This window comes from Nonomuraea sp. NPDC003727, assembly GCF_053586935.1.
The window spans coordinates 589,639-612,171 of sequence record NZ_JBSFNE010000001.1 but is presented as its reverse complement, the minus strand read 5'-3'; the positions used below and the strand labels follow the sequence as shown (position 1 = coordinate 612,171).

Below are 22,533 nucleotides of genomic sequence, written 5' to 3'. Positions count from 1 at the left end.
CGGGGTCCCGGGTCGCGCGTCAGTCCTCCGACTTCGCGCTGGGCAGCTTCTCCGAGATCAGGTTCATCACCGTGCTGTCGGCCAGCGTCGTGACGTCCCCGATGCTCCGGTTCTCCGCGACGTCACGCAGCAACCGTCGCATGATCTTGCCGGACCGCGTCTTCGGCAGCTCGGGGACCACCAGGATCTGCCGCGGCTTGGCGATGGGGCCGAGCGTCTTGGCCACGTGGTTGCGCAGGTCGGCCGCGATGTCCTCGCTCTCCTCCGCGCTCCCGCGCAGGATGACGAACGACACGATGGCCTGCCCCGTCACCGGGTCGGTCGCGCCCACGACCGCCGCCTCGGCGACCTTCGGGTGCGACACCAGCGCCGACTCCACCTCGGTCGTCGAGATGTTGTGGCCCGACACGAGCATGACGTCGTCGACGCGGCCGAGCAGCCACAGGTCGCCGTCGTCGTCCTTCTTCGCGCCGTCGCCGGGGAAGTACATGCCCTCGAACCGCGACCAGTAGGTGTCGATGTAGCGCTGGTCGTCGCCCCAGATCGTGCGGAGCATCGACGGCCACGGGTCGCGCACGACGAGGAAGCCACCGCCGCCGTTCGGGACGCTGTTGCCCTGGTCGTCGACGACGTCCGCGGTGACGCCCGGCAGCGGGCGCATCGCGGCACCCGGCTTGGCGGAGGTCACGCCGGGCAGCGGGCTGATCATGATGGCGCCCGTCTCGGTCTGCCACCAGGTGTCGACGACCGGGCAGCGCTCGCCGCCGATGTGCTCGCGGTACCAGACGTAGGCCTCGGGGTTGATCGGCTCGCCCACCGAACCCAGGACGCGCAGGGACGACATGTCGAACTTGGCCGGGATGTCGTCACCCCACTTCATGAACGTGCGGATGGCCGTGGGCGCGGTGTAGAGGATCGTCACCTTGTACTTCTGGACGATCTCCCAGAACCGGCCCCGGTGCGGGGTGTCCGGCGTGCCCTCGTAGATGACGCTGGTCGCGCCGTTGGCGAGCGGGCCGTACACGATGTAGGAGTGTCCGGTCACCCAGCCGATGTCGGCGGTGCACCAGTAGATGTCGGTCTCCGGCTTGAGGTCGAAGACGGCGTGGTGGGTCCAGGCGGTCTGCGTGAGGTAGCCGCCGGTGGTGTGCAGGATGCCCTTCGGCTTCCCGGTGGTGCCGCTGGTGTAGAGGATGTACAGCGGGTCCTCGGCGTCGTGCGGCTCCGCCTGGTGCTGGTCGCTCTGCCGTTCGACCAGGTCGTGCCACCACACGTCGCGCTCCTGCGTCGCGACCTCCTGCCCGGTGCGGCGGACCACCAGCACGTGCTCCACGCCGGGGGTGTTGGCGACGGCCTCGTCCACGGTGGGCTTCAGGGCGGACGGCGCGCCGCGGCGGTAGCCGCCGTCGGCGGTGATGACCAGCTTGGCGTCGGCGTCCTCGATCCGGCTCTGCAACGCGGTGGCGGAGAAGCCGCCGAACACCACCGAGTGGACGGCCCCGAGGCGGGCGCAGGCCAGCATCGCGATCGGCAACTCGGGGATCATGGGCATGTAGATGGCCACCCGGTCGCCCTTGGTCACGCCGAGCTCGATGAGGGCGTTGGCGGCCTTGTTGACCTCCCGCTGGAGGTCGGCATAAGTGATGGTACGGCTGTCGCCCTCCGGCTCACCCTCCCAGAAGTAGGCGACCTTGTCGCCGTTGCCGGCCTCGACGTGCCGGTCGACGCAGTTGTGGGCGACGTTGAGCTCACCGCCGACGAACCACTTGGCGAACGGTGCGTTCCACTCCAGCGTGGTGTCCCAGCGCTTGGCCCAGGTCAACCGGTCGGCGGCCTTCTCCCAGAACGCCAGCCGGTCGGCCTCCGCCTCTGTGTAGGCGGCGGCGGTCACGTTCGCGGCCGCGGCCAGGTCCGCTGGTGGTGCGAACCGGCGGTTCTCCTGTAGCAGGTTGGACAGCGCCTGCGGCTCGGTGCCAGGGGTCTCCGGGGCCACTGCATGCTCCTTCATATGGCCAGATTGAGTGTTGCTGTCCCACTTCACCAGGCGACCCAGGGCCACCACAAGAGGTCTAGACAGGTCTGTACCAAGAGCCTCGCGCTGACCTGGACCGCTGACAACTGCTATTAAACCGTTGTCATCCTGAAATCTCAGAATTATGGAATGGGGCGTGCGAATTGCTCACTACTCGCCGGTAAGGTCGGGTCCTGTGAGTGACCCATTGGCAGTCATTGCCGGCCTTCCTGGAGTTCCCGAAGCGGTCGAAGAGGCGCGCGAGGCCGTCGACCGGTTGTACCGGCACCGCGTGCTGCGCCGCCGCAGCCCCGAGGTGTCGGCCGAGGCGGCTCTGCGCGGCGCGCGGGCCTCGGCGGCGCTGTCGGGGGACGACGTCCCCCTCGACGTGCTGCGCAGGGGAGAGGTGTCCTCGCCGGTCGTGCAGGGAGCGCTGAGGGCGTCCGCCGAGCTGGGCAGGCTGGGCTCGACCTGGCGGAGCGCCCCCAGGCAGGTGCTGGCGAGGCTGCACACGCTCGCCGCCGTGGGCCTGGCGGCGCAGGAGGACCTGGGCCGCCCGCGCCACGACTCCGGCGACTTCGCGCCCGATCCGCTCGGCCTCGGCCCCGTGCCGGGCGTCGAGGAGACCGCCACCAGGATGGCCGCCCTCGCCGCGCTCGTCGGCGGCCCGTCGAAGGCGCCCGCGCTGGTCCTGGCCGCGATCGTGCACGCGGAGCTGGCCGTCCTGCGCCCCTTCGGGGTGGCCGACGGGGTCGTCGCCCGCGCCGCGGAGCGGCTCACGCTCGTGGAGTACGGCCTCGACCCCAAGTCGCTGGTGCCCGCCGAGGTGGGCCACCTGGAGCTGCCCTACGCCGAAGGGCTCAGGTCCTACCTGTCGGGCACGGCCGAGGGGGTCTCGGTATGGGTACGGCAATGTGCCGCAGCGGTGACATTGGGAGTCAGGGAAACCACGGCCGTCTGTGAGGCCATGCAGCGGGCATAGCTGACGGCGTCCCAACATCTGAGACGCCGTCTGCCGGCGCGTCACACCGGGTTACCAAGCGTGCACCTGAATTCGTCGGAGCGGGTCAAGCCCGTCTCGACGCGCCTCCCGCGGCTGGTCGCGCGTGGGTGCCCGGCTGACGCACCCGGACATGTCGTCCGTGTCACCTTTCTACGTCGAATCGGGGCCGATGTGAACCCCTTCCGCCAAGACCTTTACCCCGGTCCCTTGATCACGCAGAGTGATCTCGCGGTCTGTAGTCGTTCAACTACGGCCCAAAAAAACTAGCGGAAATTGGAGATTGCTCCTCGACGAAACTCACATCGATCGGGCAGCATACGGGGGTATCTCCCGAAACTGGAGCGACTGTGCACGGGATTGCTTTGCAAGTCTCTTGCCATGCTCTGGTTAAGTGTTGAAAGCTTTCTTCTGAAACGGGACCGGCTCTACCCCCCCGGAGCCGGACCGGTCAGGCGACCCCCGCTCTCCCCCCCGGCGGGGGTCGCCGCTTTTATCCACAGAATCTCATTCGGTTCCGCGCGCCCTCCGCCGCCTCGCCCATGCTGTGCCTCCACCCGTTCCGGAGCCCTGGAGGCCGCCATGACCCGACCCCTCGTCGTGACCGAGGACCGCGAGCTGCTCGACGACCTGGTGCGCGTCGCCGCCGCGGCGGGCGCCCAGCTCGACGTCGCCCACGCCCCGGCGCTCGCCCGGCCGTTCTGGGCGCACGCGCCGATCGTGGTGGTCGGCGACGACCTCGCCGACGCCGTGGCCACGACCGGCCCACCCCGCAGGCCCAGGGTCTTCCTGGCCACGCGGCAGCCCGGCGAGCCCGACAGCTGGCGGCGCTGCGTCGCCGTCGGCGCCCAGGCGGTGGTCGAGCTGCCCGAAGGCGAGCTGCGGCTGGTCGAGGAGTTCGCCGACGCCCTCGAACCCGCGCCCAGGGCCGGCGTCGTCGCGTGCGTCGTCGGCGGCACCGGCGGCTCGGGCGCCAGCCTGCTGGCCGCCTCCCTCGCGCTGACCGCCGCCCGGCGCAGGCTCCGCACGCTGCTGGTCGACGCCGACCCGCTCGGCGGCGGCATCGACGTCCTGCTCGGCCAGGAGGAGGCGCAGGGCGCGCGCTGGGCCGACTTCGTCTCCCGCGAGGGCCGCGTGAGCTCCACGGCGCTGCGGGCCGCGCTGCCCGCCTTCGGCGATCTCACCGTGCTCGCCTTCCACCGGGGCGAGGTCGCCGCCATCCCCGCCGAGGCGATGCGGTCGGTGCTGGAGGCGGGCGGGCGCGGCTTCGACCTCGTGGTCGTCGACCTGCCCCGCCACCTCGACCCGGCCGCCGCCGAGGCGCTGAGCCGGGCCACGGCCACCTTCCTGCTGGTCACGGCCGACGTGCGCGGCGTGCTGGCGGCCGCCCAGGTCCTCGGCGAGGTCAGGCGACACACCCGCGAGATCGGCATGGTGCTGCGGCCCGGGGTCCTGGAGGAGGCGGTCGTGGCCACCTCCCTCGACCTGCCGTGCGCGGGCCACCTCGCCGACCAGCCCCGCCTCGCGACCGCGCTCAACAAGGGCGACCTGAGCCTCCTCGACGGCCGCTCAGTGCTCGGACACTTCTGCGCCACGCTCCTCACCGGCCTCATGGCCGCATGAGCGGCCATCCCGCGGCCTCTCCGATGCGTCAGCCGCTCGTGGGCTCGTCCACGCGTCAGCCGCCTGTGGGCTCGTCCACGCGTCAGCCGCCTGTGGGCTCGTCCACGCGTCAGCCGCTCGCGGTCTCTCCCATGCGTCGGCCGCCCGGCTCTTCCACGCGTCAGCAGCCCGTGGGCGAGGTCTCCCGCGAACTGGTCGAGGCGGTCAGGGTCCGCCTCGCCCGCGCCGGCGTCGAGCCGAGCGCCGCCCAGGTGGCCGTCGCCCTGCGCGCGGAGAAATCCGTGTACGGCGACGCCGAGATCCTGGCCGTGGCCCGCGCCCTGTGCGCCGACCTCATCGGGGCCGGGCCGCTCGAACCGCTGCTGGCCGCGCCCGACGTCACCGACGTCCTGGTCAACGGGCCGCGCGAGGTCTGGGTCGACGACGGCCGCGGGCTGCGCCGCACCAGCGTCACCTTCCCCGACGACGGCGCGGTCCGCCGCCTCGCCCAGCGCCTGGCCGCCGCCGCGGGCCGCCGGCTCGACGACGCGTCCCCGCACGTCGACGCCCGCCTGGCCGGTGGCGTCCGCCTCCACGCGATCCTGCCGCCGATCGCCGCCGAAGGCACGTGCGTGTCGCTGCGCCTGCCGCCCCGCCGTACCTTCACGCTCACCGACCTGGTCGCCGCGGGCACCGTCGCGCCCGAGGCGGTCCCCGTCCTGTCGGCCGTGGTTGAGGCCAGGCTGGCGTTCCTGGTCACCGGAGGCACGGGCACCGGCAAGACCACGCTCCTCAGCGCCCTGCTCTCCCTCGCCGACCACGGCGAGCGCCTCCTGCTCGTGGAGGACTCCGCCGAACTGCGCCCCCTCCACCCCCACGTGGTCCGCCTCGAGACCCGCCCCGCCAACCTGGAGGGAGCCGGCGGCGTCGGCCTGCGCGACCTCGTACGGCAGGCGCTGCGCATGCGGCCCGACCGGCTCGTCGTCGGTGAGGTGCGCGGCTCGGAGGTGGTGGACCTGCTGGCCGCCCTCAACACCGGTCACGAGGGCGGCTGCGGCACCCTCCACGCCAACACCGCGGCCGACGTACCGCCCCGGCTCGAGGCGCTGGCCTGCGCGGCGGGGCTCAGCCGCGAGGCGGTGCACAGCCAGCTGGCCGCCGCGCTCGACGTGGTGATCCACCTGTCCCGGCGGCGGTCCGACGGGAGGCGCCGGGTGTCGCAGATCTGCCTGATGTCGCGCCGGGCGTCGGGGTTCGTGGAGGCGGAGCCGGCGCTGACGTTCGACGAGGACGGACGCGCGCACGTCGGACCCGCCTACCCGGCCCTCACCACCCGAGCCCCCACCTGACCACCCGCCATCTCGCAGCCGTGGCGCGGAGTGCCCGGGACCATCCGGGATCTATCAGCCCCTCACGCCCTGCCCGCCTGCCATCTCACGCTCCGGAAGCACCTGTTGCCTGCCGGAGCGAGGCAACGCTGTCCCCGACTTGCCCGCCGACCGCCTGGGCACAGCCCGCGCAAGCCCTGAACCAGCCACAACCCCCACCCCCGGAAGCACCCCATGACACTCACCGCCGCGCTCTGCGGAGCGCTCGCCCTCTGGCTGTGGACCGGCCCCACCCGGGCCCATCGCCGCCTCAGCCGCCTCCTCGGCGTCCGGCCGCCGAGCCCGTGGCCGTCGTCCCTCTGGGCCAGGGTCCACCGCCCGTCCGCCGCCCGCCGCGCCGAGGCGTGGCACGTCGCCTCCATCGAGCTCTGCCAGGCCCTCTCCGCCGAGCTGGCCGCGGGCCGTACCGCGGGAGAGGCCCTCACCCGCGCCCTGGCCGCGGTCGACTTTCCCGACCCGCTGAACCCGCTCGCCGCGGCCGCCAGAGACGGAGGGGACGTGGCGGCGGCCTTCCGCGAGGTCGCCCCCACGCAGGGCGGCGAGGGGCTGCGGCGGTTGGCGGCCTGCTGGGAGGTCAGCGTGTCCGTGGGGGCGGGCCTGTCCGGACTGGTCGACAGGGTCGGCACCTCCTTGCGCGCCGCCCAGGCGCACCGCGGTGAGGTGTCCGCCCAGCTCGCCGGCCCCAGAGCCACCGCCAGGATGCTCGCCGCCCTCCCGGTCCTCGGGCTGCTCATGGGCGCCGCGCTCGGCATGAACCCGCTGGGCTTCCTGCTCGGCAGCGTCCCCGGCCTCGGTTGCCTGACCGTCGGGGTGGCCCTTGACGCCTGCGGGCTGTGGTGGACGCAGCGGATGGCGTCACGAGCGGAGTCCGCGTGATCGTCGCGACGGTCTGCGCGTTCCTGGCGGCCTGGCTGTGGTTCCCCTCCCGCACGCCCGCCGACCGCCTCCACGCCCTCCGATCCACCGCCTCGCTTCACGGCGGCGACCAGCAGCCCTCACCGGCCGGCTGGTCCCCCCGCCATGCCGCGTCGCTCGACGGCGGGCACCAGCCGGCCGCCTGGTCCCCCCACACCGGCGTTTCCCTCGACACCGGGAAGCAGCACTCGCCGGCCGTCTGGTCTCCCCACGCCGGCGTTTCCCTCGGTATCGGGAAGCCGCACTCGCCGGGCGCCTGGTCTCCCCACGCCGGCGTTTCCCTCGACACCGGGAAGCAGCACTCGCCGGCCGGACGGTCCGCCCGCCCCGGCGGCCCGCTCGATCTCAGGGAACGGCATGCGCCGACCGGCCGGCCCCCTCTCCACCCTGGCGGTTCGCTCGACGGTGGGAACGGGGGTTCAACGGGCGGTCGGACTCCCCGCCTCGGCGGTTCGATCGAGAGCGCGGAGCGGCGCTCGCAGGCCGAGCGGTCTCTTCGGCCCGGCGACTCGTTCGACGGTGGGGAGCCGGTCGGCTGGTTCCGTCGGCCTGGCGGTTCGCTTGAGGGGCGGTCGCCGGTCGAGCGATCTGCTCGCCGCGGCGGTTCGCTCGACGGCGAGGGAAGGTCTTCACCAGCCGACTGGTTGTTCGGGCGTGCCACCACCCCGGGACGCGGGCCCGACCGTCGTGCCGTCCTGTCCGGCTGCGGCGTCGCCGTCATCATGGCGCTCCTGGTCGGAGGCATCCCAGGAGTCATCACCGGCCTGGTGGCCGGCCCGGCGGCCACCGTACTCATCCACAGGAAAGCCGCCCGCGGATCCCACGAAGACCGGGAGCGGATCACGGCCGACCTGCCGTTCGCGACGGACCTGATGGTCGCCTGCCTCCAGGCGGGGCAGCCCGTCAGCGCCGCGACCGAGACCGCCGCCACGGCCGTCGGCGGGCCGCTCGGACAGCGCCTCTCCTGGGTGAGCGGTCAGCTCCGCCTCGGCGCCGACCCCGAACCCGCCTGGATGGCACTGGCCCGCGAGCCCTCCATGGGGCCGCTCGCCCGCACCATGTCCCGCGCGGCACAGAGCGGCGCGCCCGTCGCCGACGTACTCACCCGCCTGGCCGACGACGCCCGTCAAGCCTCCCGCACCGCTTCACTGGCCGCCGCGCGGAAGGTCGGCGTCCAGGCCGTCGCCCCTCTGGGGCTGTGCTTCCTGCCCGCCTTCGTCCTCCTCGGCATCATCCCCGTCGTCGCGGGGCTCGCCAGCGGCGTGCTCCTCCCCTGAGGATCCGTCATCCACAACCCCCCGCGCGCGGTCCCCCTTCATCCACAGAACCGCGCTCGGCCCCTCCCGACCCTCCTCCACCCAGCGAACCTTGACCCCGAGCGCCGGACACCGCCCGGCCCGACCCCTGGGAGGCAACGATGCGACACCCCTTCTCCTTCTCCATCGACCCGATCAGCCAGCGCCTGCGCGCCGCCGTCCACAGGCTGTGGACCACCCGTCTCGCCCAGGCCAGCCGTCTCGGCCGCGACCGCGGCATGTCGACCGCCGAGTACGCCGTCGGCACCATCGCCGCATGCGGCTTCGCCGCCCTGCTCTTCAAGGTCGTCACCAGCACCGAAGTCCAGGAGATGCTCAGCGCCCTGGTCAACCGCGCACTCAACACCGCCGGCTAGCTCACACCGCCCACCCCGGTCCGCTGCTCCAACCGACGCCACCTCTGTCTGACACATCAGACCAGCGTGAACCACCTCGGACAGAACGACTGCCTCGGCCCCCTGGCCCCGTCCTGCAGACAGCTCCGTCTGACAGACCGGCCATCTCGAGCATCTGACACACCAGCGATCTCGAGGTCTGACACACCAGCCATCTCAGATACCTGACACAACCGCCAACTCGAGCGTCTGACACACCAGGAATCTCAGGCATCTGACACACCAGCCATCTCGGCCATCTGACAGACCAGCTTCGGGGGCGAACGACTGCGATGTCGCCCCCGGGGTTTCAGCTTCCAGCACCTCCACTGAGACGCCAGCTCCTGCATGGGCGCGGCTCCACCGCGGCCACCTCTGCCTGACACATCAACCAGCCCCGTCCGCCTTGGGCCACGGTTCCATCCCCGCCCCGAGCCCGCACACACCACGAGTGGAGCCCGCCTATGCACTCGTTGCCGACCGCCCACCAGCGCACCAGGCGCAACCGACCAACGGAGCGTTCCCGAGGCTCCGTGACGGCGGAGACCGCCGCCGTACTGCCTGCCCTCATGGTCGTCCTGGCCGCGGCTCTATGGGCCATCACCGTGGTGAACACCCACCTGCGCTGCGTCGACGCCGCGCGCGCAGGCGCCCGAGCCGCCGCCCGCGGCGAACCCCTCGCCCAGGTGCGCGAACGAACCAAGGCCCTCGCTCCCCGGGGCGCCCAGGTCGACATCGCCAGAGGACCCGAGACCACCCGCGTCGACATCACCGCCCGCGCCCACCCTCCATGGGCCTCGGCTCTGCCGGCCGTAGAGGTAACGGCCTCAGCCATCTCAGACATGGAGCCCGGCGCCGCCCAGCCCTGACCACCCCTCATGACCGACTCCGGCGCCACGCAGCCTGGATGCCCCTCGCGACGAACCTTCACCCATGCAGTCCTGACCACGCCTGCGGAATCCGGCGCTACGCACCCCTGATCACGTCTCATAGCGGACTCCGCGCGATGCGACCCTGATCACGTCTCATGGCGGACTCCGCGCGATGCGACCCTGATCACGTCTCATGGCGGACTCCGCGCGACGCGACCCTGCACACGTCTCATGGCGGAACTCCGGCGCACCCAGCCCTGTCGGCGCCGACCTTGACCGACCATGCCCGATGACCGAACCCCGGGCATCACCTGGCCATGACGGTGCCCCGTGACAGAAGGCGGCGCCACGCGCCCCTGGCCACCCCTCAAGACGAGAACCAGCTCCCACCCAGTTCTGACGACGCCCCATGACGGAACAAAGGCGGCACTCGGCCTCGACGACGCGCCACGGCTGCCTCCAGCCGCGAGCCACACCGCACCCCCACCACTTCAGGAGCCACCATGACTGGACCACGACGCGCGGCGTCGCCTCCTGCTCTCGAACAGCCGACACTCAGCCGCACACGGCGATCCAGCGCCTCACGAGAGAGAGGATCAGCCACGCTGTGGTGTGTGGCCCTGTCGGCTCTGCTGTTCACGGTCGCGATGACCTTTGTCCTGGTGGGGACGGTGCGAGTCGCCCATCACCGCGCCCAGAGCGCCGCGGACCTGAGCGCTCTCGCGGCCGCCAGATGGGCGTTCGCCTCACCCGAGAAGGCTTGTGAACGCGCGTCCCGGCTGGCGGCGCAGAACGGCGCCGGGCTCGTCCGCTGCGCGCTCACCGAGACCACGGCCGATGTGACGGTCTCGGTCGAACTCTCCCTCCCGGGAGTCGGCGAACGCACCGTTCACGCTCGTGCCCGCGCCGGCCCGGCATCCACCACACTCGACCTTGCACATCCCCGGTAGCCCCCACGCTCCAACCCGTAAGCCTTCAGCTGCAGCCAGGCTCGATCCCGTAAGCCTTCAGCCACAGCGACGCTCGATCTCGTAAGTTCCTCAGCCAAAGCCAGGCTCGATCCCGTAATCGCCTGCCCATGGCCACCATGCCGGCCGCCGTAGCGCCAGGATCCTGACCCTCCACGGTCCGTGAAGCAGGCTCGCACTCGCCCAGTGGCTCCAGAACCGGGCTGGCTGCCGAGAGGCCCGGCCTGTCCGCCCGCACGGCCTCGGGACATGCGGGCACAGCGCCACAGCGCCTTTCTGGATACGCCATCGGGCGCTCCCGGACACGGGGGCAATCGCCTGCGCGTGTCGCCGGGGGATTGCGGCCGGACAGTGCTGCGGATACGTGGGGAGCACGCCCTCCATCCGGCCACGAGGCGTGTCCGGAGATCAGCGGAAGAACAAGAACACCGCCGCATCACGAGCCAGGAGGAAACCGACGATGGCGAGGCTCCAGCTGACCGCCGAGGCCGCGTGCTTGGCCATCCAGGCGCGCAGCCGTTCCAGCTTGGGCTCCAGCCATCCCTTCGCGACGCTGCGGACCGCGATGAGCACCAGCGGCGGCATGATCATGATGAGGACGTACACCGCGAGCAGCGGCACCCACTGCGCCACCGGCAGCTTCGACGTCGTCATGATCCCGATGGCCGCGAGATACGGCACCATGGTCGCCACCTCGAGCAGCCCTGCGGTCAGCCCGAGCATCACCATCACGCGCGGCCCGCCGATGCGCGGCTCGAAGCGGTGCTCTGGCTTGCCGAGCTTCCGCCGCCGCTTGGGGTCGAACCGGTAGCTCAGCGCGAACAGTCCCACTCCGAGGGCGAGCTGGATCATGTAGGCGGTACGGCTGCGCAGCACATCCCCGAAGGACTCCAGCAGCGTCGACAGGCCCAACATGAGGCCGACGCCAACGAGGAAGTAGAAGATCGCCACAGTGGCGAGATAGATCATCAGCCGGGAAACCTGCGACCGCTGCGAGGACAGCAGCAGAAACACGGGGATGCCGAGGGTGCCGAAGCTCGTGCTGTCGACGATCGCCAGGGCGGCGAGGGTCAGCAAGAGGGCGACTGTCATGGCTCGATCATTTCGGCTTGGACGTGGGACTGCCTCCTTCCGCGGGCCCAACGCGGCGTACAACTTTGTGCCCATCCAAGGCAGCACAAGAGAAGCGGTTCGAAGCCGGGTGGGCCGGCGGGTCCACGTACGCGCCGGGCGCATGGCGGGGTGGGCCGGCAGATCCACGTACGCGCCGGGCGCAAGGCGGGGTGGGCCGGTGGGTCCGCGTCGCAAGACACGAGGTCGGGTAGGCCGGGGGTTTCGCGTCACGTCAGTGCAGTCCCTCCCCGCCACGTTCGGGTCGTCGCGTAGTCCCGTGGTGGCGGCCCGAAAGGCACGGGAACGCCACGAGAAGTGGACGCGAGCGCCGCAAGACGTGCGCTCGGGCAAGGAGGGCTGCACCGAAATGCAAGGGGCCGAACGCGAGTCGCCGGAAGGGGGTGCAACGGGAGCGCCGGGAGACGTGCGCTGGAGGGGCGAGGAGGGCCGTGTCCGAGTGCAAGGTGGCGAACGCTAGTCGCCTGAAGGGGTGCACAGGACGACGGGAGGGGTGCACAGGACGACGGGAGGGGTGGACCGGAGCGAAGAGAGGGGCCAACGGGAGCACTGGGAGACGTCCGCGAGGAGGGTTGCGCCGAAGCGTAAGGGGTGAACCGCGAGGCGCCGGGAGTGGCGGGCGAGCGGGAGCACTGGGAGACGTCCGCGAGGAGGGCTGCATTGGAGGCGTAAGGGGGCGAACCGCGAGGCGCCGGGAGGGGTCAACGGGAGGGCCAGGAGACGTCCGCTGGAGGGTGAGGAGGGTTGCTCAGCATGCTGTGGAGGGGTGCTCGTGTCCTGTGGAGGGGCGACATGAATGCGCCCCCGGACGACCAGCAAGCCTCCACACCTCGACTCCTCCCCGAGGCCGGCTGGTCCCCTGGCGCTCACTGGTATTCAGAGGTGTTCTCGCTGGAGTGCGTGAAGCCGGTCTCCCATGAGGTGCCTCACCAGCCACCCTTGAAGAAGTCCAGGAGTGCCGGAGCCGGATCCGCTGAGGTGGTCGTGTTCGCCACAGCAACGACGATCATGGGCAGCGACAGCAACGCCGAGAGAACACCGAACGACCCCAACACGCGCCTCGTTCGCCTGTCGGACGACCCTGTTCTCGTAATCCACGACACCACGCTCATGCCGATGAGGACGATCGCCACGATCGCAGCAATCACGACCATCGCCACGTGATACAGACCGAAGTCGCTGATCATCACCTCGAGGGCGGGCGGGGTTTGGCCACCCGCGCTCAAGGAGTCGGCCAGTCGCTGCTTGACCTGGTCGAGCGTGTCGGCGAGCTCTCCGTCGGCTTTGCCGACCAGCAGCATCGGCAACAGCGAGGCGAAGGGCGCTACTGCACCCTGGACGTTGGCCATGACCATCACCAGCGAGAACAGCGCCAGCATCGCGACGACAGAGCCGGCCGACGCGAGGGCGGCCCTCCCGCCCGCCCCGAGACCGCCGGCCCTCAGGAACGCCTTCCAGAGACGAACACCCAGTGCGACCAGCACGATCAGCAAGATCGCAGCGATCGCGGCCTTGGCCACGTGGTAACGGAACCAGTAATCGACAACGCTCTGCAGGCCCGGGGAGAAACCCCGGTCGCCGGAACCCCAATAGTCGACGAACGCCTCACGGAGGGCTTCGATGAGGCTGCGCTGATCGGCGAAGCCGCCGCTTGAGCCGCTCGCCGCCAGCGTGCGCGGGGCGATGACGAAGGCGGCGGCGAGGGCCATGGCGAGGGCGACGAGCGTGGCGAGTGCGCGACCGGAGAGACCTGTGGATCGCGACGGGGCTGTGGGACTGCGCAAGGGGATTCCTTCGGTTCGATCGAGTGTGTGGACGGCGCGCCGACCTGGAGGATCGCCGGTTGAGGGGGGTGGTGCGGCAGGGTGCCGTGGCCGGGATGTTCGAAGCGCGGTGCTGCCGCAGCGCCGCTGGACCGGCTCAGTCACGTGACCCGCTCCGGGCTCGAGGACCTGATCGCCAGAAGGGCGAGGGGGTCGGCGGCGAGGGCGCGGTGGTCCGGCCGTACCAGGAGGGCCGACGCCATGAGGCGGTTACGGCGTCGGCGGTGAGCAGGTCGTGTTCGAGGTCGTTCGTGCGCGCTGATGGGTTGCTGTTGTCACTCCGATCACCATTCCGCACCGGCGGTCGCCTGGTCATGGGGGTTCGCCGGACACTTGAAGGTGTGGCCTGCCCCCATCTCTCGAACAGGGCGGGAGCGGAGGGTTGTCGCCACCGGCGACCGTGCGCTGAGTTCCGGCGACCCCAGAGCGCTCCACACCGCCTGGCCGCGGCGGTGCGGGAACAGGCCTCCTCGGTGCGCTCGCGATCAGGGCCGAGCTCTCCTCCGAAATGATCAGAGAGGCTCCGGATTAGGCTTGGCCCATGACCGGGTCGTTCCCCTCCGCGATCTGGCGTCGGTGGCGGTCGGGCGTCAGGTTGGTCTTCCGTGTGGTGCGTCGCACGATCGTGGAGTCGCTGTACCTGCTCACCGCGCCGGTGACCGCCGTGACCGGCCTGCTGCTGGTGCTCGCCGGTCTGTGTGTCGGCGCGGTCGGTTCGCTGTTGCCGGGCGGGTCGCCGGTCGTGGCCGGCGGGCTGGCGCCGGTGCGGTGGTTCGCCGACGTGGAACGGTGGCGGATCGCCAAGGTGCGTTCCCTGGCCGCCGGGGTGGAGGGTGCGCGCCGGCCGCGACCCGGCGCGCCGGCCGGGCTGTGGCTGGGCGTGGAGGGTGCGGGCCGTGGGCGGGGTCCGGATGCGGCGGGGTTGTGGTCCGGGAAGGTGGAGGGTGCGGGCCGTGGGCCGGGTCCGGACGCGGCGGGGCTGTGGTCCGGGAAAGTGGGGGGTGCGGGCCGTGGGCGGCGTCCGGACGCGGCGGGGCTGTGGCTGGGCGTGGCGCACGCGGTGGTGGTGCTCCCTGTCGCCCTGGTCACCTCGGTGGTGACCGTGCTGTGGTGGTTCGTCGGCCTCGGTGCCGGCACGTCCGCCCTGCGCAGTCCCTATTCCTCCGTTGAGCTGATGCGGCCCATGACCCTGACCGTGGGCAGCGCCCAGTCCCACATCGCCTTGAGCCTGGGGCTGACGTCGCCGACCGAGCGGCTCGCCTTCGGGACCGCGGTCGGCCTGCTGCTGCTGTTCACCTTGCCGCTGGTCACCCGGGCGTGCGTCGCCGCCCACGCCGGACTGGGGCAGACGCTGCTGACTGACGCGTCCGCGTTGCACCGCAGGATCAGCGGACTGGAGCAGGAGCGGGACACCGCCCGCGCGCAGACCGTCGCCGCGGTGACGGCCGAGGCGAACGCGCTGCGCCGGCTCGAACGCGACATCCACGACGGTCCCCAGCAGCGGCTGGTCCGCCTGGCGATGGAACTGGGCCGCGCTCAGCACCACTTCGACAGCAGGCCGGAGGCCGTCCGCGCGGCGCTCGCCGACGCGATCGTCCAGACCGAGGAGGCGCTGGACGAGCTACGGGCCCTGTCACGTGGCATCGCCCCGCCGATCCTCGCCGATCGCGGCCTGCACGCGGCGCTCACCGCCCTGGCCGCGCGTTCGACCGTCCCCGTCGAGCTCGATGCCGATCCCCTGAACCGCCGACTGGAGGCCGCCGTCGAGACGGCCGCGTACTTCGTGATCGCCGAGGCCCTGACCAACGTGGCCAAGCACAGCCACGCCGACCGGGGTGCGATCGGGTTGCGCCATAGTGAGGGAACCTTGCGGGTCTGGGTGACGGACAACGGCGTGGGCGGCGCCGCGCTGGCCAAGGGACACGGGCTGCGCGGGCTGGAGGACCGGCTGCACGCGGTCGGCGGCCGGCTGCGGGTCACCAGTCCCTACGGCGGGCCGACGACGATCACCGGGGAGCTGCCGTGCTGCTGAACCCGCACGAAGCGGCGCCCGAACCATCATCGGACCGCCCGGCCCGCCGTCCGCTGCGGATCGTCCTGGCCGACGACGCGGTACTGCTGCGCGAGGGCCTGGTCCGGTTGCTCGCCGAGGACGGTCACCAGGTGGTGGCCGCGGTCGGTGACGGCCCGGCCATGGTCGAGGCGGTGCTCAGACACCGCCCGGACGTGTCGATCGTCGATGTGCGGATGCCGCCGACCTACACGGACGAGGGCTTGCGGGCGGCGATCACGGCCCGCTCGCAGGTGCCCGGTGCGCCCATGCTGGTGCTCAGCCAGTATGTGGAGGCGTCCTACGCCGGCGAACTGCTCGCGGACGGTTCCGGTGCGGTCGGGTACCTGCTGAAGAACCGGGTCGCCAGGGTCGGGGAGTTCCTGGATGCGCTGGATCGGGTCGCCGGGGGTGCGACGGTGCTCGACCCGCAGGTCGTCGCGCAGTTGCTGGCCGGGCAGCGCCGGGACAACGCCCTGGGGACGCTGACCGCACGTGAACGGCAGCTCCTGGCGCTGATGGCTGAGGGGCATTCCAACACGGCCATCGCCGAGCGGCTGGTGGTCTCCGCCAGCACGGTGGAGAAGCACATCGGCAATGTCTTCACCAAGCTCGGCCTGCCGCCTGACGACGCCCAGCACCGTCGGGTGCTCGCCGTCCTCGCCTACCTCAGAGCCTGACGGCCCCACCCAGGGTCTGTCTGACCCCGGGTCTGTCTGACCCCGGGTCTGTCTGACCCCGGGCCTGTCTGACCCCGGGCCTGCCTGATCCGGGGCCTGCCTGATCCCGGCCTGACAATCGCATCCCACCTCAATGGGCTCGCGTGGCCGCCGCTCCGGTCGCCGCGCCGCCAGGAACCGTCGCCACGAGGCGCCACGAGGCGTCGCGCGGCATGCTCAAGCCGTTGTCTCTGGGACGGCGCGCATCCGTGGGCGGTGGCCGACCGGGTGCCGTGAGAGGGGGAAGCGGCGGGTGAGCCGCTTGCCGTACGGCGTGGTTGGCGGCGATGAGGCGGTCAGTGGACGCGCCAAAACAGATCATTAATGGGGACTTGTCGGGGCAATGTGCTTTTCGCCGATGAGGCCGATCCTGCCGTCATCGACTTTTCTCCGTATGGGCGGCCGACCGCGTACGGCGAGGCGATCGGCGGCGGCCGGCGGGTAGTCGTGGCGCGACCGCGAAGATCGATATGCCGGCAAGGCGACGTCGGGCGGGTTGTGCCGGAAATCGGCGCGAGAGGTGCCCGAGCAGGGGATGTGGAGGTTAAGGCCGGCTCGGGTGAAGCGAAGGGGCGGAAGGGGCCAGAGAGGCAATGTCGCAATCGAATCACGACTTCTTGGACTGCGTGTCCAAGAGAGCGAATTCTCACATAAGGTCGCGCTTACTTCGGTCCATGCCGTCTGGTGTTGAGGTCTGTAATCCTCCGGACCTTTGTCGCTAGGCTGCACGACACCGTCGAGGCTGACGGGTGCGGATTCGAGGAACTGGCACTTCCGGTCGCCGTTTGGTCGCTCGTCGGGGGCGAGGGGTCGGGCGGTGCGAGGCTCTCGATGAAGGGGAAGCGTCGTGACGGCAGTTCGCAGGCTGATGGCCGCAGGCGTGGTGATGCCGGTCGTGATCGGTGCCGCGGTGTTCGGCGTGGCGACGCCGGCGCAGGCCCGTGCGGATATCGACATGCCGTCGCGGGTGACGACCAGCGCGCCGGTCACCATCCAGGGCACCGTCGACCTGGCCTTCGACGCCGTCCTCTACGTCGACGGCACCGAGGTCGCCAAGGGCAACCAGCGGGTGACCTACACCTGGAACCCCGCCGAGCACGCCAACGGGAGCTACCAGATCAGGCTGGTCCAGAAGGGTAAGCTGCTCGGCTCCAAGTGGGACGAGAACACCGCCACGCTGCGGCAGGCGATCCCCGCCGATCCTCCGTCGGGGGTGGCCGCCACGATGTCGGGTGACGACAAGATCGTGGTGACGTGGAGCAAGGGATCCGAGGCTGACCTCCAGTCCTACGAGATCTTCACCAGCCAGTCGGGTTCGGTGGGCAAGGTGTCGGCCGACAGTGCGTGCTCGGGCGGCGCGTGCAAGGCGACGCTGGCCGTACCGGGCAAGGCGGCCGGGCAGCAGGTCGGCTTCATGGTCAAGGCCTACAGGAGCGACGGCGAGGGCGGGATGCTCGGCTCGGGCAACTCGAACACGGCCTACGTCACGGTTCCCGCGCCCCCGCCGCCGGCCCAGCCGAAGGCGGCGCAGACCAAGCAGGCCCAGCCGCAGACCAGCGGCAACCAGCAGGCCAAGAACACGCGCAAGACCGAACAGTCGCTCCCGTCCATCCCGTCGAAGAAGCGCGTGACGCCGACGGCCAAACCGCGGCAGAACGTGCCGAAGACGGTGAGCAGGATGCCCGCACTGCCCGCCACCGAGACCGACACCAAGGGCGAGTACAAGCTGCCCGCCGCCAAGCCCGAGACCAAGAAGAAGTCCGACGACGAGCCGCTGGTGCCGGCCGACGACGAGGCCGCGACCGCGAAGGACACCGCGGCGCAGGCCGTCGACACCACCGTCAAGGCGCAGTCGTCGGAGTCGCCGATCGGCAACATCGGACAGTACGGCATCTATGTGGCCGGTGGGCTGCTCCTCCTGCTGCTCGCGGCACACGGCGGCGCGTGGGCGCGCAGGCGGGCGCTCGCTTCCGCGGGCGGCGGGCCCGTCGCGGCGCCGGCCCCCGCACCGGCCGACGGCCCCCAGCCCGGCGACAGCATCCCGCCGACCGCCGCCGCGCCGCGCCGTCCCGCCGTCGTGCTCGCGGTGGCCAAGACCCGCAAGCCGCAGCCGCACGTCCCCGAGCAGCCGGGGCCGGACAGCGCGGGGCCGCGGCTGCCGATGTACATGAGCGCGGAGGAGGCCACGGCCGCCGATCCTCCGGTACGGCCGGAGCCGATCCGGCTCGCCCTGCCCAGCTCGGCGGTGACGACGGTGACGCCCGGATCCGACATCCCCCCGGTACGGCCCGCCGCGGCCCGGATCGAGGACCGCTGGGACGACTACCTGCCCCCGGCGCCGCGTTCCATGGAGGACAGCGGGTTCTGGGAGCGTCCGCAGCCGGGCGCGGGCGACTTCTGGGCGGCGGACGACGACGAGGCCGCCTACATCGGACGCCGCCACCTGGGCGGCGACAGCTGATCCACCGGGGTACGGCCCGCGTCTCGGGTTGCGGCGCAAGCCGTGTCGCGCCGGGCGGGTCAGCGTCGCGCCGAGCAGGTCAGCGTCGCGCCGGACGGATTTGCGTCGCGTCGGGCGGGTCTGTGTCGCGCCGGCGGGTCTGTGCCAACGTCGCGCCGGGCAGGTCTGTGTCGCGCCGGACGGGATCGACGCCGCCGGCACGGCGGAGCGGTCGCGCGGCGGTCGGAGACGAGGGGCCGCTCCTCCTTCGAGAGGGAGAGGAGCCGCCCAGGGAGGGGCCGGCCACGAGCCGAGCCCTGACGTCTGCGCTGCCCTTCTTGCGTTCTGCGGTGACCAGCGCGCCGGTCCCCGAGGTGAGCGGGCGGTGTCGAGCGGTTCCTGGCGTCTCCCGTGGCGAACGGGCCTGTCAAGGGAGCGTTCTCTTGGCGAGCGGGCCCGTCAGAAGTATCCGGTCAGGCGTGGGTGTCGGTGGTGAGGAGGGTGTCGAGGAGGCGGATGGCGCCGGCCTTGTCGAGAGGCTCGTTGCCGTTGCCGCACTTGGGTGACTGGATGCACGACGGGCACCCCCGCTCGCACTCACACGACGCGATCGCCTCGCGCGTCGCGGTGAGCCAGTCGACGGCGCGGGAGTAGCCGCGTTCGGCGAACCCGGCGCCGCCCTCGTGCCCGTCGTACACGAACACCGTCAGCATGCCCGTGTCGGCGTGGAGCTCGGTGGAGACGCCGCCGATGTCCCAGCGGTCGCAGGTGGCGAAGAGGGGGAGCAGTCCGATCGAGGCGTGTTCGGCCGCGTGGGCCGCGCCGCCGAGGTCGATGCCCGCCTCGGCCAGTGGGGCGACCTGGGAGGCGGGAAGCGTCCACCAGACGGCGCGGGTGCGCAGCGTGCGCGGCGGCAGGTCGAGCGGTTCGTCGCCGAGCATCTCGCCGGTCTGGAGCCGCCGTTTGAGGTAGGAGACGACCTGCCGGGTGACCTCGACCTCGCCGAAGTTCAGGCATGCCGTACCGAGGTCATGGGAGCGGAGGGTGGACAGGACGGAGATGTCCGTGACGTCGCGGGCGAACGTGCTGTACTCGGGCTCGGCGGACGACACCAGGGCGACGCCCGCCTCCAGGTCGAGTTGTTCGACGAGGAAGGTTTCGCCCTGGTGCAGGTAGACGGCGCCGGTGTGGACGGTGGTGTGCGCGGAGGGCTCGTCGACGGTGCCGAGCAGGCGACCCGTGGACGACTCGACGACCTGGACGGGCGCGCCGCCCGAGCCGCGGATGTCGGCCAGGTCGGTGGCGCGTTCGCGGCGGGTCCAGAAATATCCGGCGGGGCGCCGGCGGAGCAGGCCCTGCTCGACGAGGTCCGCCGCCAGCCGTTCGGCGGTCGGGCCGAAGAGCGGCAGGTCCTCGTCGGTGAGCGGGATCTCGGCGGCGGCGGCGCACAGGTGCGGGCCGAGCACGTAGGGGTTGTCGGGGTCGAGCACGATCGCCTCCACCGGGCGGCCGAACAGCGCCTCGGGGTGGTGGACGAGGTAGGTGTCGAGCGGGTCGTCGCGGGCGATGAGGACGGCGAGCGCGTCCTGGCCGGCGCGTCCTGCCCGGCCCGCCTGCTGCCAGAGGGAGGCCCTGGTGCCCGGCCAGCCCGCGATGAGGACGGCGTCGAGGCCGGAGACGTCGACGCCGAGCTCGAGGGCGTTGGTGGTGGCCAGGCCGAGGAGTTCGCCGCTGCGCAGGGCCTTCTCGATGATCCTGCGGTCCTCGGACAGGTAGCCGGCCCGGTAGGCGGCGACCCGGTCAGGGAGGTCGGCGAGCGCCCGCTGCGGGGCCGCCGGATCCGCTTCATCCGGGGCTGCGGGGTCTCGAAGGCCGCCGTCATCCGGATGCGGGGCTGTGGGGGGCTGGGGGTCGAGGTCTTCCGGACGCGGGGGTGCGGGGTGCCGGCGGCTGGGGGCGTGTGCGGGCTCGGGCGTCAGGTGCTGCGGGTGGGAGTCGCCTGAGGGCGTTGGGTGCCGCGGGTGGAGGTCGCCTGAGGGTGCCGGGTGTTGCGGGTGGAGGTCGCCTGAGGGCGCCGGGTGCTGCGGGCGGAGGTCGCCTGCGGGCGTCGGTTGGGGGACGGCATGCGTCGTCGAGCGCGGGCCGGCGGCGCGGGGTGGGGCGCCGGCGGGATCGGCGCCGGTCGCGGCGGCGGACGGCGTGGGGCCGGTCAAAGGGGTGGGGTCGGTCGGGGAGGCGGGGCCGGTCAGAGAGGTGGGGTCGATCGGAGAGGTGGGGTCGATCGGAGGGATGGGGCTGGTCGAAGGGGCGGGGCCGATCGGAAAGGTGAGGTCGGTCGGTGCGGCGGGGCTGATCGGAGAGGTGGGGTCGATCAGGGAGGGGGAGTCGATCGGCGAGGCGGAGGTGGGGAAGGTGTGCGGGAAGTGGCGGGGGGTGCTGAAGGCGACGTCGGACAGGCGGGCCCGAGCCGTCAACGCCACCGTCTCCGCGCCGCGCCGTGACCTGACGAAGGCGAGCGTGCGTACCTCGGCCAGTACCAGGTCGGCGAGCAGGTCGGCCGTCTCGGCGCCGGCCGTACGCCGTACCGGCGCGCCTCCCTCGCCCCGCAGTTCGGTCAGGGGCGGCTCCCACAGCGCGAAGGTGGTCGCACCCTTGGGCGAGGCGTCGGAGGTCACCTCGTCCATCTCAAGCCCCGTCAGCCGCGTCCCGAACGCCGCGGGCTCGCTGGCCGTCGCGGAGGCCAGCATGAAGACCGGCGTCGCGCCGTACCTGGAACACACCCTGCGCAGCCGGCGCAGGATCTGCGCCACGTGGGAGCCGAAGACCCCGCGGTAGCCGTGGCATTCGTCCACCACGACCATCCGCAGCCGCCGGAAGAACGATGACCAGCGCGCGTGCTGGGGGAGCAGGGCGCGGTGCAGCATGTCGGGATTAGTCAGGACATAGTTGGCGTATTGCCGCACCCATGCGCGCTCCTCGAACGGCGTGTCGCCGTCGAAGGTCGCCGCCCGCAGCTGGGCGATCCGCAGCTCCCTGAGGCTGCGCAGCTGGTCGGCGGCGAGAGCCTTGGTCGGGGTGAGGTAGAGGATCGTGCCGCCTTCGAGGGCGGCCGTGACCGCCGGAGCGAGGTAGGCGAGCGACTTGCCCGACGCCGTGCCTGTGGAGATGATCACGTTTCGGCCACGCCTCGCCAGGTCGGCCGCCTCGTGTTGGTGCGTCCAGAGCCCGGAGATCCCCTGGTTCGCCAAGCGCGTAATCAGAAGGTCATGGACCCACTCCGGCCAGCGAACATTACCGGCTTGACGTGCGGGAACGTGCTCCACATGGGTGACTCGCTCATGGCGTGCGGGAACGCCGAGCAGGTGGTGGAGGAGTGGACCGACTCGGTGTGGGGAGGAAGCGGAGGAACTCACTGGTTTCCAGTCTGACATCCATGGGCAAAGTGGCCGGGAATCGTGATTTCGTATAGACACAAGCAGCGACCGTGGTTGAATGCCGCGCGTCGGGGTCGGGCAGTTCCACACTGCCAGGCCCGCAAGGGTACTTTCGCAGGCGAGGCGCTGGAGGATCTGTGGATCTGAAGTTGGATCACCACCAGGACGACCGACTCACCATCGTTGAGGTCGAGGGTGAGATCGATGTCTACACCGCGCCCAGGCTGCGTGAGCTCCTGATCGACCTGGTGAACAAGGGGAGCTACCACCTTCTCGTGAACATGGAGAAGGTCGACTTCCTCGACTCGACCGGTCTGGGCGTCCTGGTCGGCGGGCTCAAGCGGGTGCGGGCGCACGACGGCTCCCTCGAGCTGGTGTGCACGCAGGAGCGCATCCTGAAGATCTTCAGGATCACCGGCCTGACGAAGGTCTTCGGCATCTACGCTTCGGTCGACGAGGCCAAGGAAGCTCACGGCCGAGACAAGTAGTC

Annotated in this window: 16 protein-coding genes; 12 read left to right on the top strand and 4 right to left on the bottom strand. The window is 71.5% G+C overall.

The window, feature by feature from the left end; all coding sequences use genetic code 11:
• Positions 1 to 19: 19 nt before the first annotated feature.
• The gene (acs, locus tag ACWDLG_RS03100; RefSeq protein ID WP_449915402.1) at positions 20 to 2,008 is read right to left on the bottom strand and encodes an acetate--CoA ligase; all 1,989 of its coding nucleotides are present in this window, start codon (positions 2,006 to 2,008) and stop codon (positions 20 to 22) included.
• Between the two features lie 148 nt (positions 2,009 to 2,156).
• Between acs and ACWDLG_RS03095 the strand changes: the two genes are divergently transcribed.
• The 8 genes from ACWDLG_RS03095 (at position 2,157) to ACWDLG_RS03060 (ending at position 10,428) form a co-directional block, all read left to right on the top strand.
• On the top strand, positions 2,157 to 2,993 hold the full coding sequence (locus ACWDLG_RS03095) for an oxidoreductase (RefSeq protein ID WP_449915399.1): 837 nt from the start codon (positions 2,157 to 2,159) through the stop codon (positions 2,991 to 2,993).
• A gap of 600 nt (positions 2,994 to 3,593) precedes the next feature.
• Positions 3,594 to 4,634, top strand: a complete 1,041-nt coding sequence (gene ssd / locus ACWDLG_RS03090) for a septum site-determining protein Ssd (RefSeq protein ID WP_354907903.1) — start codon at positions 3,594 to 3,596, stop codon at positions 4,632 to 4,634.
• A gap of 131 nt (positions 4,635 to 4,765) precedes the next feature.
• Entirely contained in the window at positions 4,766 to 5,962 is a 1,197-nt protein-coding gene (locus ACWDLG_RS03085; protein WP_449915397.1) for a TadA family conjugal transfer-associated ATPase, read from the top strand.
• 213 nt (positions 5,963 to 6,175) lie between these two features.
• Positions 6,176 to 6,877, top strand: a complete 702-nt coding sequence (locus ACWDLG_RS03080; protein ID WP_449915395.1) for a type II secretion system F family protein — start codon at positions 6,176 to 6,178, stop codon at positions 6,875 to 6,877.
• A 683-nt stretch (positions 6,878 to 7,560) separates the two neighbouring features.
• Positions 7,561 to 8,193 (top strand): type II secretion system F family protein, encoded by a 633-nt coding sequence (locus ACWDLG_RS03075; protein ID WP_449915393.1) that lies wholly within the window; start codon positions 7,561 to 7,563, stop codon positions 8,191 to 8,193.
• Positions 8,194 to 8,333: 140 nt separating this feature from the next.
• The gene (locus ACWDLG_RS03070; protein WP_449915390.1) at positions 8,334 to 8,588 is read left to right on the top strand and encodes a DUF4244 domain-containing protein; all 255 of its coding nucleotides are present in this window, start codon (positions 8,334 to 8,336) and stop codon (positions 8,586 to 8,588) included.
• A 482-nt stretch (positions 8,589 to 9,070) separates the two neighbouring features.
• Positions 9,071 to 9,475, top strand: coding sequence for a TadE family type IV pilus minor pilin (locus tag ACWDLG_RS03065; protein WP_449915389.1), 405 nt, complete (start codon positions 9,071 to 9,073; stop codon positions 9,473 to 9,475).
• 506 nt (positions 9,476 to 9,981) lie between these two features.
• A complete protein-coding gene (locus tag ACWDLG_RS03060; protein ID WP_449915387.1) occupies positions 9,982 to 10,428 on the top strand; it encodes an Rv3654c family TadE-like protein in 447 nt (148 codons plus the stop codon).
• Positions 10,429 to 10,854: 426 nt separating this feature from the next.
• On the opposite strand, the gene ACWDLG_RS03055 is transcribed toward ACWDLG_RS03060, so the two are convergent.
• Both ACWDLG_RS03055 and ACWDLG_RS03050 read right to left on the bottom strand, forming a co-directional pair.
• Entirely contained in the window at positions 10,855 to 11,538 is a 684-nt protein-coding gene (locus ACWDLG_RS03055) for a GAP family protein (protein ID WP_449915384.1), read from the bottom strand.
• A gap of 965 nt (positions 11,539 to 12,503) precedes the next feature.
• Positions 12,504 to 13,361 (bottom strand): hypothetical protein, encoded by an 858-nt coding sequence (locus ACWDLG_RS03050; RefSeq protein WP_449915382.1) that lies wholly within the window; start codon positions 13,359 to 13,361, stop codon positions 12,504 to 12,506.
• A gap of 580 nt (positions 13,362 to 13,941) precedes the next feature.
• On the opposite strand from ACWDLG_RS03050, the gene ACWDLG_RS03045 reads away from it, so the two are divergent.
• The 3 genes from ACWDLG_RS03045 to ACWDLG_RS03035 all read left to right on the top strand — a co-directional run bounded on the left by ACWDLG_RS03045 (position 13,942) and on the right by ACWDLG_RS03035 (position 18,630).
• Entirely contained in the window at positions 13,942 to 15,432 is a 1,491-nt protein-coding gene (locus tag ACWDLG_RS03045) for a sensor domain-containing protein (protein WP_449915380.1), read from the top strand.
• A 53-nt stretch (positions 15,433 to 15,485) separates the two neighbouring features.
• Positions 15,486 to 16,130: a LuxR C-terminal-related transcriptional regulator gene (locus ACWDLG_RS03040; RefSeq protein WP_449916177.1), complete on the top strand. Its 645-nt coding sequence runs from the start codon at positions 15,486 to 15,488 to the stop codon at positions 16,128 to 16,130.
• 886 nt (positions 16,131 to 17,016) lie between these two features.
• Positions 17,017 to 18,630, top strand: coding sequence for a hypothetical protein (locus ACWDLG_RS03035; protein WP_449915378.1), 1,614 nt, complete (start codon positions 17,017 to 17,019; stop codon positions 18,628 to 18,630).
• 452 nt (positions 18,631 to 19,082) lie between these two features.
• Here the strand turns inward: ACWDLG_RS03035 and ACWDLG_RS03030 are convergent, their stop codons facing one another.
• On the bottom strand, positions 19,083 to 21,782 hold the full coding sequence (locus ACWDLG_RS03030) for a DEAD/DEAH box helicase (RefSeq protein WP_449915375.1): 2,700 nt from the start codon (positions 21,780 to 21,782) through the stop codon (positions 19,083 to 19,085).
• 398 nt (positions 21,783 to 22,180) lie between these two features.
• Here ACWDLG_RS03030 and ACWDLG_RS03025 point away from each other — a divergent pair, with 398 nt between their 5' ends.
• On the top strand, positions 22,181 to 22,531 hold the full coding sequence (locus ACWDLG_RS03025; RefSeq protein WP_183652283.1) for an STAS domain-containing protein: 351 nt from the start codon (positions 22,181 to 22,183) through the stop codon (positions 22,529 to 22,531).
• The last annotated feature ends 2 nt before the right edge of the window (positions 22,532 to 22,533 follow it).